This is a genomic window from Nocardioides sp. NPDC004968 (assembly GCF_040608935.1).
Taxonomy (GTDB): Bacteria; Actinomycetota; Actinomycetes; order Propionibacteriales; family Nocardioidaceae; genus Nocardioides.
On record NZ_JBEXJF010000032.1, the window covers coordinates 18,392 to 36,602 of the forward strand.

At 69.5% G+C, this 18,211-nt stretch carries 17 protein-coding genes; 5 read left to right on the forward strand and 12 right to left on the reverse strand.

The genetic code is table 11. The features are described from left to right. Window positions 1-14 precede the first annotated feature (14 nt). The 5 genes from cimA to ABZU72_RS22505 form a co-directional block, all read right to left on the reverse strand. A complete protein-coding gene (gene cimA, locus ABZU72_RS22485) occupies window positions 15-1,625 on the reverse strand; it encodes a citramalate synthase (protein WP_355021022.1) in 1,611 nt (536 codons plus the stop codon). A gap of 175 nt (window positions 1,626-1,800) precedes the next feature. Further along, window positions 1,801-3,306 (reverse strand): serine/threonine-protein kinase, encoded by a 1,506-nt coding sequence (locus ABZU72_RS22490; protein WP_355021023.1) that lies wholly within the window; start codon window positions 3,304-3,306, stop codon window positions 1,801-1,803. 224 nt (window positions 3,307-3,530) lie between these two features. Then, entirely contained in the window at window positions 3,531-4,616 is a 1,086-nt protein-coding gene (locus ABZU72_RS22495) for a branched-chain amino acid aminotransferase (RefSeq protein WP_355021024.1), read from the reverse strand. A gap of 114 nt (window positions 4,617-4,730) precedes the next feature. Continuing rightward, on the reverse strand, window positions 4,731-5,786 hold the full coding sequence (locus ABZU72_RS22500; RefSeq protein ID WP_355021025.1) for a 3-isopropylmalate dehydrogenase: 1,056 nt from the start codon (window positions 5,784-5,786) through the stop codon (window positions 4,731-4,733). A gap of 9 nt (window positions 5,787-5,795) precedes the next feature. Then, a complete protein-coding gene (locus ABZU72_RS22505) occupies window positions 5,796-5,963 on the reverse strand; it encodes a hypothetical protein (protein WP_355021026.1) in 168 nt (55 codons plus the stop codon). A 267-nt stretch (window positions 5,964-6,230) separates the two neighbouring features. Between ABZU72_RS22505 and ABZU72_RS22510 the strand changes: the two genes are divergently transcribed. Continuing rightward, window positions 6,231-6,800: a class I SAM-dependent methyltransferase gene (locus tag ABZU72_RS22510; protein WP_355021027.1), complete on the forward strand. Its 570-nt coding sequence runs from the start codon at window positions 6,231-6,233 to the stop codon at window positions 6,798-6,800. A 19-nt stretch (window positions 6,801-6,819) separates the two neighbouring features. Here the strand turns inward: ABZU72_RS22510 and ABZU72_RS22515 are convergent, their stop codons facing one another. Then, window positions 6,820-7,515: a DsbA family oxidoreductase gene (locus tag ABZU72_RS22515; RefSeq protein WP_355021028.1), complete on the reverse strand. Its 696-nt coding sequence runs from the start codon at window positions 7,513-7,515 to the stop codon at window positions 6,820-6,822. Window positions 7,516-7,663: 148 nt separating this feature from the next. Between ABZU72_RS22515 and ABZU72_RS22520 the strand changes: the two genes are divergently transcribed. After that, the gene (locus ABZU72_RS22520) at window positions 7,664-8,581 is read left to right on the forward strand and encodes an ATP-binding cassette domain-containing protein (protein ID WP_355021029.1); all 918 of its coding nucleotides are present in this window, start codon (window positions 7,664-7,666) and stop codon (window positions 8,579-8,581) included. Then, the gene (locus ABZU72_RS22525) at window positions 8,578-9,396 is read left to right on the forward strand and encodes an ABC transporter permease (RefSeq protein ID WP_355021030.1); all 819 of its coding nucleotides are present in this window, start codon (window positions 8,578-8,580) and stop codon (window positions 9,394-9,396) included. Before ABZU72_RS22520 ends, ABZU72_RS22525 begins: the two co-directional genes overlap by 4 nt. 182 nt (window positions 9,397-9,578) lie before the next feature. Here ABZU72_RS22525 and ilvC read toward each other — a convergent pair whose 3' ends face one another. The 3 genes from ilvC to ABZU72_RS22540 all read right to left on the reverse strand — a co-directional run bounded on the left by ilvC (window position 9,579) and on the right by ABZU72_RS22540 (window position 13,040). Continuing rightward, window positions 9,579-10,604: a ketol-acid reductoisomerase gene (gene ilvC, locus ABZU72_RS22530; protein WP_160024591.1), complete on the reverse strand. Its 1,026-nt coding sequence runs from the start codon at window positions 10,602-10,604 to the stop codon at window positions 9,579-9,581. A gap of 121 nt (window positions 10,605-10,725) precedes the next feature. Next, on the reverse strand, window positions 10,726-11,289 hold the full coding sequence (gene ilvN / locus ABZU72_RS22535) for an acetolactate synthase small subunit (RefSeq protein ID WP_141792540.1): 564 nt from the start codon (window positions 11,287-11,289) through the stop codon (window positions 10,726-10,728). Then, entirely contained in the window at window positions 11,289-13,040 is a 1,752-nt protein-coding gene (locus tag ABZU72_RS22540; protein ID WP_355021031.1) for an acetolactate synthase large subunit, read from the reverse strand. The genes ilvN and ABZU72_RS22540 overlap by 1 nt, the downstream gene beginning before the upstream one ends. A 376-nt stretch (window positions 13,041-13,416) precedes the next feature. On the opposite strand from ABZU72_RS22540, the gene ABZU72_RS22545 reads away from it, so the two are divergent. Further along, window positions 13,417-13,899: a nitroreductase/quinone reductase family protein gene (locus ABZU72_RS22545; RefSeq protein WP_355021032.1), complete on the forward strand. Its 483-nt coding sequence runs from the start codon at window positions 13,417-13,419 to the stop codon at window positions 13,897-13,899. Between the two features lie 12 nt (window positions 13,900-13,911). Here the strand turns inward: ABZU72_RS22545 and ABZU72_RS22550 are convergent, their stop codons facing one another. Beyond that, window positions 13,912-16,032 (reverse strand): prolyl oligopeptidase family serine peptidase, encoded by a 2,121-nt coding sequence (locus tag ABZU72_RS22550; protein WP_355021033.1) that lies wholly within the window; start codon window positions 16,030-16,032, stop codon window positions 13,912-13,914. A gap of 54 nt (window positions 16,033-16,086) precedes the next feature. Between ABZU72_RS22550 and ABZU72_RS22555 the strand changes: the two genes are divergently transcribed. Next, window positions 16,087-17,424 (forward strand): AarF/ABC1/UbiB kinase family protein, encoded by a 1,338-nt coding sequence (locus ABZU72_RS22555; RefSeq protein ID WP_355021034.1) that lies wholly within the window; start codon window positions 16,087-16,089, stop codon window positions 17,422-17,424. Between the two features lie 4 nt (window positions 17,425-17,428). Here ABZU72_RS22555 and ABZU72_RS22560 read toward each other — a convergent pair whose 3' ends face one another. Beyond that, complete coding sequence (locus ABZU72_RS22560; RefSeq protein ID WP_355021035.1) at window positions 17,429-17,839, reverse strand: VOC family protein; 411 nt, start codon at window positions 17,837-17,839, stop codon at window positions 17,429-17,431. 45 nt (window positions 17,840-17,884) lie between these two features. Then, a complete protein-coding gene (locus tag ABZU72_RS22565) occupies window positions 17,885-18,202 on the reverse strand; it encodes an SHOCT domain-containing protein (protein WP_355021036.1) in 318 nt (105 codons plus the stop codon). Between the last annotated feature and the right edge of the window lie 9 nt (window positions 18,203-18,211).

The window sequence follows — 18,211 nt, forward strand, 5'->3', positions numbered from 1 at the left end:
CGCGTCCCGGGGAATCATTCCGTGACAGCGGCCCCCGGGGGTGTGGTCTCGCCCACATGCCGGCGCAGCCCGAAGGTGAGCCCGTCGACCAGGGCTTCCCACGACGCCTCGATCACGTTCGACCCGACCCCCACCGTCGTCCACGACGTCGAGCCGTCGGAGGTCTCGATCAGCACCCGCGTCCTGGCATCGGTGCCGTGTCCCTGGTCGAAGAGCCGCACCTTGAAGTCGATCAGGTCGAAGTCGGCGACCACCGGGAAGGCACGCGTGATCGCGGCCCGCAGCGCCTGGTCGAGCGCGTTGACCGGGCCGTTTCCCTCGCCTGTCTCGACGTGACGTACGCCGTCGGCGTGGATCTTCACGATCGCCTCGGTGGTCGAGCTGGTCTCCGGGCCGCCACCGCGGGCCTCGGAGATGACCCGCCAGGACTCGACGTCGAAGAAGGACGGACGGGCACCTTCGACCTCCTCGATCAGGAGCAGCTCGAAGGAGGCGTCGGCCGCCTCGAAGGTGTAGCCACGCTGCTCGGCCTCCTTGACCCGCTCGGTCACCCGGGTCACCAGGTCACGGTCGTCGGAGAGGTCGTAGCCGAGCTCGCGCCCCTTCAGCTCGATCGAGGCCCGCCCGGCCATGTCCGAGACCAGCAGCCGCATGTCGTTGCCGACGCCGGCCGGGTCCATGTGCTGGTAGAGGTTGGGGTCCACCTTGATCGCGGAGGCGTGCAGCCCGGCCTTGTGGGTGAAGGCGGAGGCACCCACGTAGGGCTGCCGGCCCGCGGGCGGCACGTTGGTCACCTCGGCCACCGCGTGCGCGACGCGGGTCGCCTCGCCCAGCAGGCCCGTCGGCAGCACCTCGCGGCCCAGCTTCAGCTGCAGGTTGGCGACCACGGAGACGAGGTCGGCGTTGCCCGTACGCTCCCCGTAGCCGTTGATGCAGCCCTGGACGTGCATCGCGCCGGCGTCGACGGCGGCCAGCGAGTTGGCGACCGCGCACCCGGTGTCGTTGTGACAGTGGATGCCGACCGCCCCCTGGGTGGCGCTGCGGACGTCGTGGACGACGTCGGCCACCCAGCCCGGCAGCATCCCGCCGTTGGTGTCGCACAGCGCGACCACCTCGGCACCCGCCTCGTAGGCCGTCTTCAGGACCTCCAGCGCGTAGTCGCGGTTGGCCCGGTAGCCGTCGAAGAAGTGCTCGGCGTCGAGGAAGACTTGCTGGCCCTCCTCGCGCAGGTGGGAGACCGTGTCGCGGATCATCGCGAGGTTCTCCTCGAGCGTGGTGCGCAGCGCGAGCTCGACATGGCGGTCGTGGGACTTGGCGACGAGGGTGACGACCGACGCGCCGGAGTCGCGGAGCGCGGCGACCTGGGGGTCGTCAGCAGCCCGCACGCCGGCCCGGCGCGTCGACCCGAACGCCGCCAGCCGCGCGTGCTTGAGGTCGAGCTCGGAGACGGCCCGCTTGAAGAACTCGGTGTCCTTCGGGTTCGCACCGGGCCAGCCGCCCTCGATGAACCCGACGCCCAGGCCGTCGAGGTGCCGGGCGATCGCGAGCTTGTCGGCGACGCTGAGGTTCAGGCCCTCCTGCTGCGCACCGTCGCGCAGGGTGGTGTCGTAGACGTGGAATTCCATGGCTCTGTGTCCTCGGGTCCTCGGGCTGGGCTGGGCTGGGCTGGGCAACAAAAAACCCTCTCGGGAACGAGAGGGTGGCGCGTCGGGCAAGGCTCGACGCGCTAGCGAATGATGATGACGTACGTCGTCATGGCCCTGATACTGCCACGAAATCTTTCTCCGTGGGACGGGCGTCTCACCAGCCGAGGAGCTCGACCCACCACGGCTCGTCGCCGCCGGAGAACTGCGAGCCCTCCTCGGCGAGGGTCTGGATCGGGAACAGCGCCAGGGTGACGACGACGGCGAACCCGAGGATCCACGGCACCCATCGCGCCGAGATCCGGTGGACCGTCTTGGTCACCGGGTCCCGCAGCCGGTCGCGTCCGGAGCCGGTCCACAGCGCTCCGACGAACGCCAGGCCGGCGAAGCCCAGCGCCGCCTCGAGGGAGAGCTGCAGGGCGAAACCGAGCAGCACCGCCGCCACCACGAACCCGAAGCCCCACACCCCGACGACGAACGTCTTCGGGAGCGAACGGACCAGCCGCCAGGGAGCGCCGATCAGCAGCCGGGGCGCGTCGTGCCACTTGCGACCGCGATACCACCGCCACCGGCGCAGATCGCCGGCGGCCAGCGTGGCGGCGCGGATCAGCCACGCCGCGCCGAGCACGGCCCAGAAGCCGACGCTCGGGAAGGCGGCGATCACGCCAACGGCGAAGGCGAGCAGGCCGAGCCAGACGGCCCCGCGGCGCAGCTTCTCCAGGCCGCTGTCCTGGCGCGGCTTGCGCTGACGAAGAGGGGTGAACGGCGCGGCCGGGGTGGTGGCCTTCTCGCGCTCGGCCCGGTCGCTCAGCGAGAGCTGCTCGACCGGCCTGTGCACGAACGGCCGGCGCGGCGTACGCAGCCACTCGCGCACCTCGTCCAGCGTCGGCCGGTCCGTGGGGTCGGGTGAGAGCGCCTGGCCGAGCAGCCCGCGCAGCGGCTGCGGCACCCCCTCGAGGTCGTGCTCACCGCGCCGGGCGCGGTCCATCAGCTTCATCGAGTTGCCCTCGCCGAAGGGCGGCCGGCCGGTCGCTGCGTACGCCACCACGGAGGCCCACGAGTGCACGTCCGAGGCCGGGGTGGCCGGGTCGCCGACCGCGATCTCGGGCGGCAGGTAGCCGGGCGTGCCGATCAGCAGGCCGGTCACGGTGATCTTCGGGTCGTCGGCCACGCGGGCGAGCCCGAAGTCGATCAGGATGGGCGTACGCCCCTCCATGATGATGTTGGCCGGCTTGATGTCGCGGTGGAGGACGCCGACGGCGTGGCAGTCGGCGATGCCCTCGGCCAGATCGCTGGCCAGCTGCTCGACCTCCTCGCGCGAGAGCACGCCCTCGTTGACGATCTTGTCGTGCAGCGTCGGCCCCGGGACGTAGCGGGTCGCCAGCCACGGCACCTCACCCCACGGGTCGGCGCCGACCACGCCGGCCACCCATCTGCTCCGCACCCGCTGCAGCGAGGAGACCTCGCGCGCGAGCCGATGGCGGCCCTCCTCGTCCCCCACGAACTGGGTACGCAGCACCTTCAGCGCCACCCGCTCACCGCTCGTGCGGTGGCTGGCCAGATGGACCCGTCCCATCCCGCCCTGTCCCAGCAGGGAGAGCAGGTCGTAGTCACCAACGGTGTCCCGTTGGGTCGCCGGGAGACGGCGAGGGGCTGTCGTCACGAGACAAACCTTATCGGCCGCAGCCGACACCCCGCCCAGGCGTCGGGTACGTCGGCCGAGACGTCACTCGCGTCGGCCGACATGGCACCGATCTGCCATGTCGATTCGCGGGAGTGACGCCTCGACCTGCGTACGTGACCTTTCCGCGCTTCGCGCGGGTACTCCCTCGCTCGGCGCGAGCGGACGAGCAAGCTCGCCGCTCGGCCTCGCTCCGGTCGTCTGGGCTAGACGATCTTGCGCATCCAGCCGAAGGTGTCCTCGGCCCGGCCGAACTGGATGTCGACGAGCTGCTTGCGGATGGTCTTCCAGACCTCGCCCTCACCGGCGGAGGCGATGGAGCCGCCCTCGTGGACGAGCTCACCGACGGGGGTGACGACGGCTGCGGTGCCGCAGGCGAAGACCTCGGTGATCTCGCCGGACTCGACGCCGGCCTTCCACTCGTCGATGGCGAACTTGCGCTCCTCGACGGTGTAGCCGAGCTTGCCCGCGAGCTCGATGATGGAGGCGCGGGTGATCCCCTCGAGGATCGTGCCGGTCTCGGGGGTGACGATCCGGCCGTCGGCGTGGACGAAGTAGAGGTTCATGCCGCCGAGCTCCTCGACGTACTTGCCCTCCTGCGCGTCCAGGAAGACCACCTGGTCGCAGCCCTTGGCCGAGGCCTCGGCCTGGGCGACCAGGGAGGAGGCGTAGTTGCCGCCGGTCTTGGCCGCGCCCATGCCGCCGCGGCCGGCGCGGGTGTAGTCCTCGGTGAGCCAGATCCGGACCGGCTTCACGCCGCCCTTGAAGTAGGAGCCGGCGGGCGAGGCGATGACCATGTAGGTCACGTGCTGGGCCGGGCGCACGCCGAGGAACGACTCCGAGGCGAACATGAAGGGCCGCAGGTAGAGGCTCTTCTCATCGCTCTCCGAGGCCTCGGGCACCCAGCGCTGGTCGACCTTGACCAGGTCGAAGACGGTCTGCACGAAGTCCTCGATCTCGAGGACGGGCAGCGCGAGCCGCTCGCTCGAGCGGGCCATCCGGGCGGCGTTGGCCTCAGGCCGGAACGACCAGATCGAGCCGTCCGCGTGCCGGTAGGCCTTCATCCCCTCGAAGATCTCCTGGGCGTAGTGCAGCACGGCTGCCGACGGGTCCAGGCTGAGCGGTGCGTACGCCTCGATGCGACCGTTGTGCCAGCCCTGTTCGGGCGTCCACTCGACGGTGAGCATGTGATCGGTGAAATGGTTGCCGAAGCCTGGGTTCGCCAGGACCTCCGCGAGCTGCTTGTCGGTGGCCGGTTGGGTCGACAATGTGGTGCTGATCTCCATGACCATGAGATTAGTCCTGTTCTACGAGTGCTGTGCCATTGCGGCAGGGGTAAGTGATGCGGACGGACGAAGGGGCCGGGCGCAGATTCGTCTGCGCCCGGCCCCTTCGGGGATGAGCGTCTAGCTGGCTACGCGGGCGGCGATCGCGTCGCCGACCTCGGAGGTCGTACGTGGCTCGGAACCGCGCTCGGAGAGGTCGGCGAGCACGGCGGCGTCGATGGCGGCGGCAGCCTCGGGGTGACCGAGGTGCTCGAGCAGAAGGGCCCCGGACAGGATGGCCGCGGTGGGGTCCGCCTTCTGCTGGCCGGCGATGTCGGGGGCGGAGCCGTGGACCGGCTCGAACATCGAGGGGAACTCCCGGGAGGAGTTGATGTTGCCGGAGGCGGCCAGGCCGATGCCGCCGGTGATGGCGGCGGCGAGGTCGGTGATGATGTCGCCGAAGATGTTGTCGGTGACGATCACGTCGAAGCGGGCCGGGTCGGTGGCGAGGAAGATCATCACCGCGTCGATGTGGAGGTAGTCCACGGTGACGTCGGGGAACTCCTCGGCGACCTGCTGGGTGATCCGCCACCACAGCGAGCCGGCATTGACGAGCACGTTGGTCTTGTGGACCAGGGTCAGCTTCTTGCGCGGGCGGGCCTGGGCACGGGCGAAGGCGTCGCGTACGACCCGCTCCACGCCGTAGGCGGTGTTGATCGAGGTCTCGGTGGCGACCTCGTGCGGGGTTCCGACCCGCATCGCGCCACCGTTGCCGACATAGAGCCCCTCGGTGCCCTCGCGCACCACGACGAAGTCGATCTCGCCCTTGTCGAGCACGGCCGGCGACAGCGGGGAGATCGCCCCCGGGAAGAGTCGCGACGGACGCAGGTTGACGTAGTGGTCCAGCTCGAAACGGAGCTTGAGCAGGAGCCCGCGCTCCAGGATTCCGGGAGGCAGGTTCGGGTCGTTCGGCTTGCCGCCGATCGCGCCGAGCAGGATGGCGTCCTGCTCCTTGATCTCGGCGAGAACGGACTCGGGGAGCACCTCACCGGTGGCGAGATAGCGCTCGGCGCCGAGGTCGTAGCGGGTCTGCTCGAACTTCACCGGAGAGGCGATCTCGAGCACCTTCAGCGCCTCGGCGGTCACCTCCGGTCCGATGCCGTCGCCGGGGATCACTGCGAGGTTGGTCGTAGACATACGGCGAGACTAGTTGTCGTCGGGCAGCTGGCCGCCGTTGTCCCGCAGGTCGAGCGCCTGCTGCACCGCGGCGATGGTGTTCTCGACGCTGTGCGGGTTGTCGGGGTCGTGGCTCGCCGGGCCCCACTCGCGGCCCTTGTTGTATTCGGCAGGGCTCTCGGGGTACATCGCGTACATGGCTTCTTTCCTTCACACATCGGGGAAACAGAGGGTGTGGGAGAGAAGCCGGGGTCTTTGGAAGACGGAAGCCACCGCGACGAGGTGGCTTCTCCTGCGGTCGTTACCGCCGGGCCCCGTCGCGGCACTCGAGTACGAGAAAAATGCTCCGCATGGTGTTCTGACGTTAACCCGGCAGACGCTTCCAGAGAGCAGATCTGGACGAATGGTCCGCCATCCGAGACACCCGTGCGCGCGCTGACACGCGATATCGGGAAGACTGGCCCTGTGAGTGCACCCCCAGAGCTTCCGGACATCGTGACCCGCGCCTTCGACGTCTCCCGTCGCGCGGGCTATGTGTCGTTCTGCCGCAACGAGACCGGGCGGCTGCTGGCGACTCTGGCGGCCACCCGGAGCGGCACCATGGCCGAGTTCGGCACCGGCTGCGGTGTCGGCACCGCGTGGCTGCGAAGCGGGGTACGCGGGGAGGCCGCCCACATCGTCTCCGCCGAGCTCGACGAGCACCTAGCAAAGGAGGCCGCCGAGATCTTCGCCGACGACTCGCAGGTCGAGGTGATCGCAGCCGACTGGGGCATCCTGCGCGACCGTGGCCCGTTCGCGCTGCTCTTCCTCGACGCCGAGACCCCCGGCGGGGTCTCCCCCGACCAGCTCTCCGACCTCGTCGAGGAGGGCGGCATCGTCGTCATCGACGACCTCATCCCAACCGACCTGTGGCCGCCGATCGTCTACGGCCGCGTCGACAGCCTGCGCGAGTCCTGGCTCACCGACGAGCGCTTCACCACCGTCGAGGTCATGGTCGCCGCCGACACCAGCGTCCTGCTCGCCACCAAGCGCTAGGCCGTTCCGGCCCGGCGGCTCAGATCGCGCAGCCGTCGGGACCGCAGGCGTCGCCCTCGCCGACGAGCGTGAGCGCCGGCTTGGTCTCGGCGTGCACCTTCTTCAGGAGCTGGCTGAACAGGTCGGTCGGCTGGGCGCCGGAGACGCCGTACTTCCCCTCGACGACGTAGAACGGCACCCCGGTCGCGCCGTAGGCGCGGGCCTGGTCGATATCGGCCTGCACGTCGCCGGCGAACTCGTCGCTCGCGAGGACCTCGTCCACCCGGCCGGCGTCGAGGCCGACGTTCACCGCGGCCTGCTTCAGGACGGCGTGGTCGCCCATCGACTCACCGCGGGTGAAGTACGCCGCGAGCAGCTCCTCCTTGAGCACGGCCTGCTTGCCCTCGGCCTTGGCCAGGTGGAGCAGCCGGTGGGCGTCGATGGTGCGCGCGTGCGGGGTGTCCTCGTGACGGAACTCGAGCCCGGCCGCGGCGGCGGGCACGTTGGCCTGCTTCATCATCTCGCGGGCCTGGTCGACCGAGGCGCCGAACTTCTTCGCCAGGGCCTCGACCGTGGTCTCGACGGGCACCTGCGGCGCGCTGGGGTCGAGCTCGAAGGAGTGGTAGACGATCTCGACGTCGTCGCTGTGCTCGAAGCGCTCCAGGGCTTCCTCGAGGTGGCGCTTGCCGATGTAGCACCAGGGACAGACAACGTCGGACCAGACATCAATACGCATGCTCTGAGAACGTTTCGTCCGGTACGAAACATTCCACAGCGGACTGATCTACCCCGAGACGGTCTCAGGGGAGATCAGGGGAAGGTCCAGGCACCCGCCAGGGATCTGCCCGAGGCGCCCGAGGGCCGCCTGGCACCAGGCTCGGAGCATGATCCAGATCGATGCCCTCTCCAAGAGGTACGGCAGGTTCACGGCCGTCGACAACGTGACCTTCACCGCCGAGCCCGGCCGGGTGACCGGCTTCCTCGGCCCCAACGGCGCCGGTAAGTCCACGACCATGCGCATCCTGGTCGGACTCACCGATCCGTCCTCCGGCAGCGCCCACCTCCTGGGCCGCCACTTCTCCCAGCTGCCCAACCCCGGTCGCGAGGTCGGGGTGCTGCTGGACGCCTCCGCCCAGCACGGCGGCCGCACCGGCCGCGAGATCCTGACCCTGGCCGCCCGCACCATGGGGCTGCCGAAGTCCAGCGTCGCCGAGACCCTCGACCGGGTGAGCCTGACCGAGGAGGAGGCCGGTCGTCGCGTACGCAACTACTCCCTCGGGATGCGGCAGCGGCTCGGCATCGCGACGGCCCTGATCGGCGACCCCGAGGTGCTGATCCTCGACGAGCCGGCCAACGGCCTCGACCCGGCCGGCATCCGCTGGATGCGTGACCTGCTGCGTGGCTTCGCCGACGACGGCGGCACCGTGCTGCTCTCCTCGCACCTGCTGCACGAGATCGAGGTGATCGCCGACGACATCGTGGTCATCGGCAACGGCCGCATCGTGGCGCAGGGCACCAAGCAGGAGCTGCTCACCAGCGGCGAGACGTACGCCCGTTCCAGTGATCCCACCTCACTCGGCCGAGCCCTCCAGCGGGCCGGCCACACCGCCGAGCTCACCACCGAGGGAGCCGTCCTAACCGACGCCGACCTCACCACCGTCGGCCAGATCGCCTTCGACACCGGGCTCGTGCTGACCGAGCTCCGCGCCGCCGACGGCGCCGGCCTGGAGGAGATGTTCCTCCAGCTCACCGCCGAGACCCAGCGCGACCATCTCGAAACCCTGGAAGGGAACGCAGCATGACCACCACGACCATCGCCCCGGAGCCGGTCAACCCCGCCGCGGTACGCCGCCGCGAGCGGGCCGTGCCCGCCCCGATCCCCTTCGGCCGTATCGCCGGCGTCGAGCTGCGCAAGATGTTCGACACCCGGTCCGGGTTCTGGCTGATGGCCAGCCTGGTCGTGCTCGCCCTGGCCGCGACCGCCGCGATGCTCATCTTCGTGAACGCCGACGACCTCGACTACGAGAGCTTCGCTACCGCCTGGGGCATCCCGATCTCGGTGATCCTGCCGATGATCGCGGTGCTCGCCGTCACCAGCGAGTGGAGCGCCCGCAGCGCTCTGACCACGTTCACCCTGGTGCCCGGGCGAGGTCGGGTCATCGCCGCGAAGGCACTGGTCACCGCCATGGTCGGCGTCGTCTCGATCGCGGTCGCGGCGGTCGTCGGCGCGCTCGGCTACCTCGGCGCCGCCACCATCATGGACCTCGACCCGGTCTGGAACCTCTCCTTCGGCGAGCTCGCCCGGGTCACCCTGGTCCAGGAGATCGGGATGTTCATGGGCTTCATGCTCGGCATGGTCTTCCGCAGCTCCCCGGCAGCCATCGTCGCCTACTTCGTCTACTCCCTCGTCCTCCCGACCGTCTCTTCGGCCCTGGCGTCGACCAACACCTGGTGGGCCGAGCACGCCAACTGGTTCGACCTCAACTGGGCGACCATGAACCTCTACTCCGAGACGACCGCCAAGATGTGGGCACAGCTGGGGGTCGCCAGCCTGATCTGGCTGATCATCCCTACGATCGTCGGCCTCCGCCTGGTCCTCAAGTCCGAGGTCAAGTAACCCGCCGAGTCGGCGCAAGCTGACCACAAATCCAGCCGAGTCGGCGCGTTAGAACGCGCCGACTCGGCTTGGGTTTTGACGAACAGTTGGGGTCAGCGGGCGGCTGAGCCCGAGCGACCCTTCGGGCCGCTGGGTCGCTTGCTCGGCGAACGAGCCAACGCTCGCTGGCGCTCGCGAGCTCGTTACCTCGCTGCGCTCCCCTCGGTGTAGTCGTCGTCGGACTGGCTCCACGAGAAGTGGGCGCGCAGGGCCTTGCCGGTGGCCTCGATCGGGTGACCGGCCTCCTCCTCGCGCAGCTTCTGGAACTCGGCCGCACCGTTGTCCTGGTCGGCGATGAAGCGGGCGGCGAAGGAGCCGTCCTGGATCTCGGCGAGCACCTGCTGCATGGTCTCCTTGACCTGCGGGCCGATGACGCGCGGGCCGGAGACGTAGTCGCCGTACTCAGCGGTGTCGGAGATCGACCAGCGCTGCTTGGCGATGCCGCCCTCCCACATCAGGTCAACGATGAGCTTGAGCTCGTGGAGCACCTCGAAGTAGGCGATCTCAGGCTGGTAGCCGGCCTCGGTGAGCGTCTCGAACCCGGCCTGGACCAGGTGGGACACGCCGCCGCAGAGGACAGCCTGCTCGCCGAAGAGGTCGGTCTCGGTCTCCTCGGTGAAGGTCGTCTTGATAACACCGGCGCGGGTGCCTCCGATGCCCTTGGCGTACGACTTCGCGAGGTCCCACGCGGACCCGGAGGCGTCCTGCTCCACGGCGATGATGTCCGGGATGCCGCGGCCGGCGACGTACTCACGACGGACGGTGTGGCCCGGGGCCTTCGGGGCGACCAGGATCACGTCGACGCCCTCGGGCGCCTTGATGTAGCCGAAGCGCACGTTGAAGCCGTGGCCGAAGACGAGGGTCTTGCCGGCGGTCACGTGAGGCGCGAGCTGGTCGTTGTAGAGACCACGCTGGTGCTGGTCGGGGGCGAGGATGACGATCACGTCGGCCTCGGCAGCGGCGTCGGCCGGCGCGAGGACCTTGAAGCCCTCCTCCTCGGCCTTGGGGGTCGACTTCGAACCGGGCTGCAGGCCGATGCGCACGTCCACACCGGAGTCACGCAGGTTGAGCGCGTGGGCGTGGCCCTGGCTGCCGTAGCCGATGACGGCAACCTTCTTCGCCTGGATCAGCGCGAGGTCGGCGTCGTCGTCGTAGAAAATCTCAGCCACGAGGGCTTCTCCTTTGGGTTTGGTGATTCTGGGGAACTTATCGGGGTTTTCCTGCACTTCTCAGGTGTTGCAATGCCAGAGAAGTGCAGGAATACCCGGTTAACCGGGTATTCCGCCCGGCTCAGACCGCGGAAGGCGGAGCAGGCACAGCCACGGATCGCAGGCTGCGCTCGGAGATCGACCGGGAGCCGCGGCCCATGCCGACCATGCCGGACTGGGAGAGCTCACGGATGCCGAAGGGCTCGATGACCCGGAGGAAGTCGTTGAGCTTCCCGGTATTGCCGGCGAGCTGGACGATGACGGTGTCGGTGGACACGTCGACGACCTTGGCCCGGAAGAGCTGGATGGTGTCGAGCACCTGGCTGCGAGTCTCCGTGGTGGCGGTGATCTTGACCAGCATGAGCGCGCGCTGGACGCGCGTCTCAGGCTCGAGCTCGACGATCTTGATCACCTCGACCAGCTTGTTGAGCTGCTTGGTGACCTGCTCGAGGGGGGTGTTCTCGAGATTGACCACGACCGTCATGCGGGAGAGCTCGTCGTGCTCGGTCGGCCCCACCGCGAGAGATTCGATGTTGAAGCCGCGGCGCGAGAAGAGCGCGGCCACGCGGGCCAGGACGCCGGGCTTGTTCTCGACCAGGACGCTCAGCGTGTGCTTGCCGCCGGTCTTCACGGGCTGGATGCTCATCAGAGGTCGTCCTCGTCGAACTCGGGCGCGAGGTCGCGCGCGTACTGGATCTCGTCGTTGGAGGAGCCGGCGGCGACCATCGGCCACACCATGGCGTCCTTGTTGACCCGGAAGTCGACGACGACGGGCATGTCGTTGATCTCCATGGCCTTCTCGATGGTGGCGTCGACGTCGTCGGCGGAGTCGCAGGCGAGTCCGACGCAGCCCATGGCCTCGGCCAGCTTGGGGAAGTCAGGGATGCGCTTGGGCTGGCCGTGGGACTGCAGGTTGGTGTTGGAGTAGCGCTCGCCGTAGAAGAGCGTCTGCCACTGGCGCACCATGCCCAGGTTGTCGTTGTTGATGATCGCGACCTTGATCGGGATGCCCTCGATCGCGCAGGTGGCCAGCTCCTGGTTGGTCATCTGGAAGCAGCCGTCGCCGTCGATCGACCACACCGTGGAGTCCGGGCGGCCGACCTTCGCGCCCATCGCGGCCGGGACGGAGTAGCCCATCGTGCCGAGGCCACCGGAGTTGATCCAGGTGTTGGGGTGCTCGTAGCCGATGAACTGCGCGGCCCACATCTGGTGCTGGCCGACGCCGGCGGTGAAGATCGTCTCCTCGCCGGAGATCTTGCCGAGCCGCTCGATGACGTACTGCGGCGAGAGGCCGTCCGCGGGGAGGTCGTAGCCGAGCGGGTACGCCTTCTTGATCCCGGCCATGAACGCGACCCAGCCCTCGTAGTCGCCCTCCTTGCCGGCTTCCTTCTCGGCGGTGAGCACCGTGATCAGGTCGGTGAGGACCTCACGCACGTCGCCCACGATCGGGACGTCGGCGTAGCGGTTCTTGCCGATCTCGGCCGGGTCGATGTCGGCGTGGATCACCTTGGCGTTGGGGGCGAAGGAGTCCAGGTTGCCGGTGACGCGGTCGTCGAAGCGGGCACCGAGGCTGATGATCAGGTCCGACTTCTGCAGGCCGGCGACGGCGGGGACGGTGCCGTGCATGCCCGGCATGCCGAGGTGCTGCGGGTGGGAGTCGGGGAAGGCGCCGCGCGCCATCAGGGTGGTCACCACCGGGATCCCGGTGAGCGTGGCCAGCTGCAGCAGCTCGCGGTGGGCGCCGGAGCGGATCGTGCCGCCACCGACGTACAGGACCGGCTTCTTGGCCTCCAGCATCAGGCGCGCCGCCTCGCGGATCTGCTTGGCGTGCGGCCTGGTCACCGGGCGGTAGCCCGGCAGGTGGAGCTCGGTCGGCCACCGGTAGGTGGTGGTGGCCTGCAACGCCGACTTGGTGACGTCGACGAGGACCGGACCCGGCCTCCCGGAGGAGGCGAGGTGGAAGGCCTCAGCGACCCGCAGCGGGATCTCCGCGGGGTCGGTGATGAGGAAGCTGTGCTTGGTGACCGGCATCGTGATGCCGCGGATGTCCGCCTCCTGGAAGGCGTCGGTGCCGATCATCGCCGCGCCGACCTGGCCGGTGATGGCCACCATCGGCACGGAGTCCATGTTGGCGTCGGCGAGCGGGGTGACCAGGTTGGTCGCGCCCGGGCCGCTGGTGGCCATGCAGACCCCGACCTTGCCGGTCGCGGCGGCGTAGCCCTGGGCAGCGTGGCCGGCGCCCTGCTCGTGACGTACGAGGATGTGGCGGATCTTCGAGTCCATCAGCGGGTCGTACGCCGGAAGGATCGCTCCTCCCGGAATGCCGAAGATGTTCTCGGCCCCCGCTGCTTCCAGCGACTTGATCAGGCTCTGCGCGCCTGTCATCTGCTCGCTCATGTCCGCCGTCCTACTCATCAGAGCTGTCTACTCATGGGCTGTGCTCGGTTATTTGGCTTGGGCTGCTTGTGCAACAAAAAACCCTCCGGCCCGGCGGGCAACGGAGGGAGACGCGTCGTCTGGGGCCAGTGGCTCCTAGGCGACGCGCCTGATAAGTACGAGAATGCTGTTCAGCATGCCCACACGTTAACCCCATGTGTCGCGCCGTGTCACCTAACCCTATCGCGCGTCCCATGATCTGAGATCACCGTCCCAGTATCTGTCAGTCGTTCGGCTGGAACGGATCTCAGGGTTCTCACCGAGGCGACCTGCCCACGGCCGTCGATACGCTGGCCAGACAAGTGGATCTCGGGTCTGACTGCCCATGGAGGCAACGATGTCGACCGACGAGAAGAAGAAGTCCCCGTGGCTGCCGCCACGCTGGTTCATCCGCGCCGCGTGGTGGTTCCACCGCCGGCTGTACGCCGCGGGCGGAGCCCGCTTCCTGCGCCGCCCGCGCGCCGGCCGGGCCGGCATGCTCCGGCTGACCACGGTCGGGCGCCGCACCGGACAGGAGCGTTCGGTCATCGTCTCCTACGTCCCCGACGGGTCCGGCTACGCGACGCTCGCCATGAACGGCTGGGCCGAGCCCGCGCCGGCGTGGTGGCTCAATCTGCAGGCGCATCCCGAGGCGCGCGTGGAGACGGTCGAGGGCGGCGTACGTGAGGTGCGTGCGCGCGAGGCCGTCGGCCCCGAGCGCGACCGGCTCTGGGAGCTGCTCGCAGCCGTGGACGACGGGTGGGGCGAGCTCGACGACTTCGCCGCTCGCCGCTCGCACCCCACCCCCGTCGTGGTCCTGGAGCCCACCGAGCCCGCGTAGCCGTCTCCGGGATCAGACCAGACCGAGCCGCTCGCGCAGGAAGGTCCAGGCGAAGGCGGAGAGGTGGGCCGACTGCGCGTTGTTGGCGGCGCCGCCGTGGCCGCCCTCGATGTTCTCGTAGTAGGTGACGTCCTTGCCGGTCGCGGCCAGGATCGCGGCCATCTTGCGGGCGTGGCCGGGGTGGACGCGGTCGTCCTTGGTGGAGGTGGTGAGCAGGACGGGCGGGTAGTCCCGGGCGCCGTCGAGCAGGTGGTAGGGCGAGAAGGTCTTGATGAACTCCCACTCCTCCGGCACGTCCGGGTCGCCGTACTCGGCCATCCAGCTCGCCCCGGCGAGGAGATGCGAGTAGCGCTTCATGTCCAGCAGCGGCACCTGGATCACGACCGCGCCGAACAGCTCTGGGTAGAGGGTGAGCATGTTGCCGGTCAGCAGCCCGCCGTTGGAGCCGCCCTGGATCCCGAGGTGCTGGGCGTCGGTCACGCCGGTCTCGACGAGGTGGCGGGCGACGGCGGCGAAGTCCTCGTACGCCTTGTGCCGGTTCTCCTTGAGCGCCGCCTGGTGCCAGGCCGGGCCGTACTCCCCTCCCCCGCGGATGTTGGCGACGACGTAGACGCCGCCCTCGCTGAGCCAGGACCGGCCGACACCGGCGGAGTAGCCCGGCGTCATCGGGATCTCGAAACCGCCGTAGCCGTAGAGCAGGGTCGGCGCCGGTCGGCCGCTGCCGGCGAGGGCGGCCTCGGCACCGACGATGAAGTAGGGAATCCGAGTGCCGTCCGCGGAGGTGGCGAAGCGCTGCTCGGCGCGAAGCCCCGCGGTGTCGAACCAGACCGGCGCCGACTTGAGCGGCTCGATCGTCTCCGCACCGATCTCGGTCAGCCCGTACGTCGTGGGAGTCAGGTAGCCGCTGGTGACGACCCAGACCTCGTCGGACTCGACCGCGTCGACGGCTCGGGTGCCGACCGCGGCCACCGGGTCTGTCGCGGGGAACACGGAGCGCGTCCACTCGCCGGAGGACGACGGGGTGAGCACATGGAGTTGGTTCTTGACGTCCTCGAACACGTTGAGGACGAGGTGGTTGCGGGTCCAGGTCGCCCCGGCGAGCGAGGTCTTCGCGGTGGGCTCGAAGAGCACGGTGAGGTCGCGCTCACCGGCCAGGAACCGCTCCGCGTCGGTCGCGAGCAGCGAGCCGGCGGCGTACGTCGTTCCGGCGACGGTCCACTCGTCGCGAAGCTCGATGACGAGCCACTCGCGGTGGAAGCCGGCCTCGGCGGAGTCGGGGATGTCGAGCTTGGTGAGGGTCTGCTCGGGGGTGCCGGGGTCGGTGGCGACGTAGGTCTCGGACTTGTAGAACGCGATCGAACGGCTGACCAGGTCGCGCTCGAAGCCGGGGGTGTGGATGTGGCGGGCGGAGATGTACATGTCCTCGTTGGTGCCCTCGTAGACCACCGCCGCGTCCTCGAACGGGGTGCCACGGCGCCACAGCTTCACGATCCGCGGGTAGCCGCTCGGGGTCAGCGATCCCGGGCCGAAGTCGGTGAAGACGTAGACCGCGTCGGGGCCGCACCAGGAGAGCGCGCCCTTGGCGCCGCCCTGCTCGACGGCACGGGTGAAGCCACCGTCGGCCGGGCTCACGAAGGCCTTGGTGATCAGGTCGAACTCCCTCGTCACGTCGGCGTCCGAGCCGCCCGGGGAGAGGTCGACGAGCACTTTGCGCCACGGCTCGCCGGGCTCGGGCCGGAGCATCGAGGCGCCGTGCCAGACCCAGCTCTCGCCCTCCTCCTCGGCGAGCGCGTCGAGGTCGAGCAGGATCTCCCACTCGGGGGCGTCGGTGCGGTAGGACTCCGGCGTGGTGCGCCGCCAGATGCCGCGCTCGTGGTCGGCGTCGCGCCAGAAGTTGTAGAGATGCTCGCCGAGGCGCGAGACCTCGGGCACCCGGTCGTCGGAGTCGAGCACCTCGAGGATCTGCGCCTCGATCTTGGCGAAGACGGGATCGGCACCGATGCTCGCGTGAGCCTCCTCGTTGCGGGCCCGCACCCACGCCAGCGCCTCGACCCCCTCGACCTCCTCCAACCAGCCGAACGGGTCCTCTCCGGCGGGGTCGAGCGGGGTCACGATCGTCAGCTCAGAGGTCATGCCGGAAGGCTACTTCGGGGTGTGCAAGTTGCAGCCGACAGGCACAATTGCGGCATGAACGAGGCGGAGGGGTCGTCGAAAGGTTTGCCGCGGCGAGCGGCGACGCGGACGGCGAAGCTGGCCGCGCTGCCGATGGGGTACGCCGGGCGCAAAGCGCTCGGGCTCGGAAAGCGGATCGGGGGCAAGCCCGCCGAGGCGGTGCTGGCCGATGTGCACCAGCGTACGGCCGACCAGCTGTTCCGCACCCTGGGCGAGCTCAAGGGTGGCGCGATGAAGTTCGGGCAGATGCTCTCGGTGATGGAGGCGGCGCTGCCGGAGTCGCAGGCGGCCCACTATCGCGCCCAGCTCACCCGGCTCCAGGACTCCGCTCCCCCGATGCCGACCGGGATCGTACGCGGCCTGCTGGCCCGTGACCTCGGCACTGACTGGTCCGAGCAACTGGTCGAGCTCTCCGAGAAACCGGCCGCCTCGGCCTCGATCGGGCAGGTGCATCGGGGCCGGTGGTCCGACGGCCGCGAGGTCGCGGTGAAGGTGCAGTACCCGGGCGCCGACGAGGCGCTGCGAGCCGACCTGCGCCAGATCGGCCGGGTCGCGGCGATCGGCAACGCGGTGGTTCCCGGGATGGACGTCAAGGCGCTGGTCGCCGAGTTGCAGGAGCGGGTCGTCGAGGAGCTCGACTACCCGAAGGAGGCCGAGGCCCAGCACGTCTTCGCCGAGGCGTACGCGTCCCATCCGCTCATCGACGTCCCCGATGTCGTCGCCGTGGGACCCTCGGTGCTCGTCACCGAGTGGGTGGAGTCGGAGGGCTCTATCGCGAAGGTGATCGCCGAGGGCACTCCCGAGGAGCGCGACCACTACGGCGAGCTGCTCGCCCGGTTCTGGTTCTCCGCGCCCGGGCTGACCGGGATGCTCCACGCCGACCCGCATCCGGGCAACTTCCGGGTCCTTCCCGACGGCCGCATGGCCGTGCTCGACTTCGGGCTCGCCGCGCGGCTCCCGGAGCGGGGCTTCCCCGAGCCGATGGGGCGGCTGATCCGGATCGCCGCGACCGGCGACGCGGATGCCCTGGTCGCGGGCCTGCGCGACGTGGGCTTCATCCGCGAGGGCATCAAGGTCGAGCCGCAGCACGTGCTCGACTACCTGGCGCCGTTCGTGACCCCGGCGCTGGAGGAGCGCTTCCGGTTCACCCGGGAGTGGATGCGCGAGGAGTTCAAGCGGATCAACGACCCCAAGGATCCCGCCTACACGGTTGGCCTCAAGCTCAACCTGCCGCCGTCCTACCTGCTCATCCACCGGGTCTGGCTCGGTGGTCTCGGGGTGCTGGCGCAGCTCAACGCGGAGGCGCCGTTCCGGTCGATCCTCGAGGAGTATCTGCCCGGGTTCGCGGGCTGAGCGGTCAGGGCAGCAGCGTCTGTCCCACCGGGCCGGGGTTGTAGGCGATCTCCCAGCGCACGCCGTCGGGGTCGGCGAAGTAGCCGGTGTAGCCGCCCCAGACCCGCTCCTCGGCAGCCGAGGCCTCACGCCCGAGCGACCGGGCGAGCTCCAGGACGCTGTCGACCTCCTCGCGGGTGGCGACGTTGTGGGCGAGGGTGAACGGCGCGACGCCGTCGGCGACGGCGATCGTGCCGACCTCCTCCTCGAACTCGCCCCGGTCCCACAGCGAGAGGATGACGTGCTCACCGACGCGGATCATGAGCACGCCGTCCGCCTCCAACTCGGGAGTCCAGCCGAGGCCGTCGACATAGAACGCCCGGCTCGCCGCCACGTCGGCGACGGCCAGGGTGATGAAGCTGATGCGCTGGTCCATGACAGCAACACTGCCATGGACCAGCGGGGCGTCAGGCCTCCACTGTCAGGCTTCCTTGGGCCGGCCCGGCTTCTCGCGGAGGACGTCGCGACGAGCCCGGTACTCGTTCTCGTCGATCTCGCCCGCGGCGTACCTCTCGGCCAGCCTGGCCTCGCCCGCGCGCCGCGGCCCTTCGGCCACCCGCTTGCGGTTGAAGAGGACGACCGCGGTGATGATCGCCGCGATCACCAGGAACCACAGGATCGGGAAGATCGGCCAGAACGCCGGCGGCCCTCCGCCGTCGTGCCATGGTCCGTTCTCGCGCCACGGGCCCCAGTTGTCGCCGGTCACGGCGAGGGTCGCCACCGTCTCGTTGATGCTCATTGCTCGTGT

Bases quoted from the DNA above. Each gene is read 5' to 3' on its own strand.
- cimA (WP_355021022.1), bottom strand. From the start codon at position 1,625: ATGGAATTCCACGTCTACGACACCACCCTGCGCGACGGTGCGCAGCAG.
- ABZU72_RS22505 (WP_355021026.1), bottom strand. From the start codon at position 5,963: ATGTACGCGATGTACCCCGAGAGCCCTGCCGAATACAACAAGGGCCGC.
- ABZU72_RS22545 (WP_355021032.1), top strand. From the start codon at position 13,417: ATGTCGACCGACGAGAAGAAGAAGTCCCCGTGGCTGCCGCCACGCTGG.
- ABZU72_RS22525 (WP_355021030.1), top strand. From the start codon at position 8,578: ATGACCACCACGACCATCGCCCCGGAGCCGGTCAACCCCGCCGCGGTA.
- ABZU72_RS22565 (WP_355021036.1), bottom strand. From the start codon at position 18,202: ATGAGCATCAACGAGACGGTGGCGACCCTCGCCGTGACCGGCGACAAC.
- ilvN (WP_141792540.1), bottom strand. From the start codon at position 11,289: ATGAGCATCCAGCCCGTGAAGACCGGCGGCAAGCACACGCTGAGCGTC.
- ABZU72_RS22495 (WP_355021024.1), bottom strand. From the start codon at position 4,616: ATGGTCATGGAGATCAGCACCACATTGTCGACCCAACCGGCCACCGAC.
- ABZU72_RS22515 (WP_355021028.1), bottom strand. From the start codon at position 7,515: ATGCGTATTGATGTCTGGTCCGACGTTGTCTGTCCCTGGTGCTACATC.
- ABZU72_RS22520 (WP_355021029.1), top strand. From the start codon at position 7,664: ATGATCCAGATCGATGCCCTCTCCAAGAGGTACGGCAGGTTCACGGCC.
- ABZU72_RS22540 (WP_355021031.1), bottom strand. From the start codon at position 13,040: ATGAGCGAGCAGATGACAGGCGCGCAGAGCCTGATCAAGTCGCTGGAA.
- ABZU72_RS22500 (WP_355021025.1), bottom strand. From the start codon at position 5,786: ATGTCTACGACCAACCTCGCAGTGATCCCCGGCGACGGCATCGGACCG.
- ABZU72_RS22560 (WP_355021035.1), bottom strand. From the start codon at position 17,839: ATGGACCAGCGCATCAGCTTCATCACCCTGGCCGTCGCCGACGTGGCG.
- ABZU72_RS22550 (WP_355021033.1), bottom strand. From the start codon at position 16,032: ATGACCTCTGAGCTGACGATCGTGACCCCGCTCGACCCCGCCGGAGAG.
- ABZU72_RS22555 (WP_355021034.1), top strand. From the start codon at position 16,087: ATGAACGAGGCGGAGGGGTCGTCGAAAGGTTTGCCGCGGCGAGCGGCG.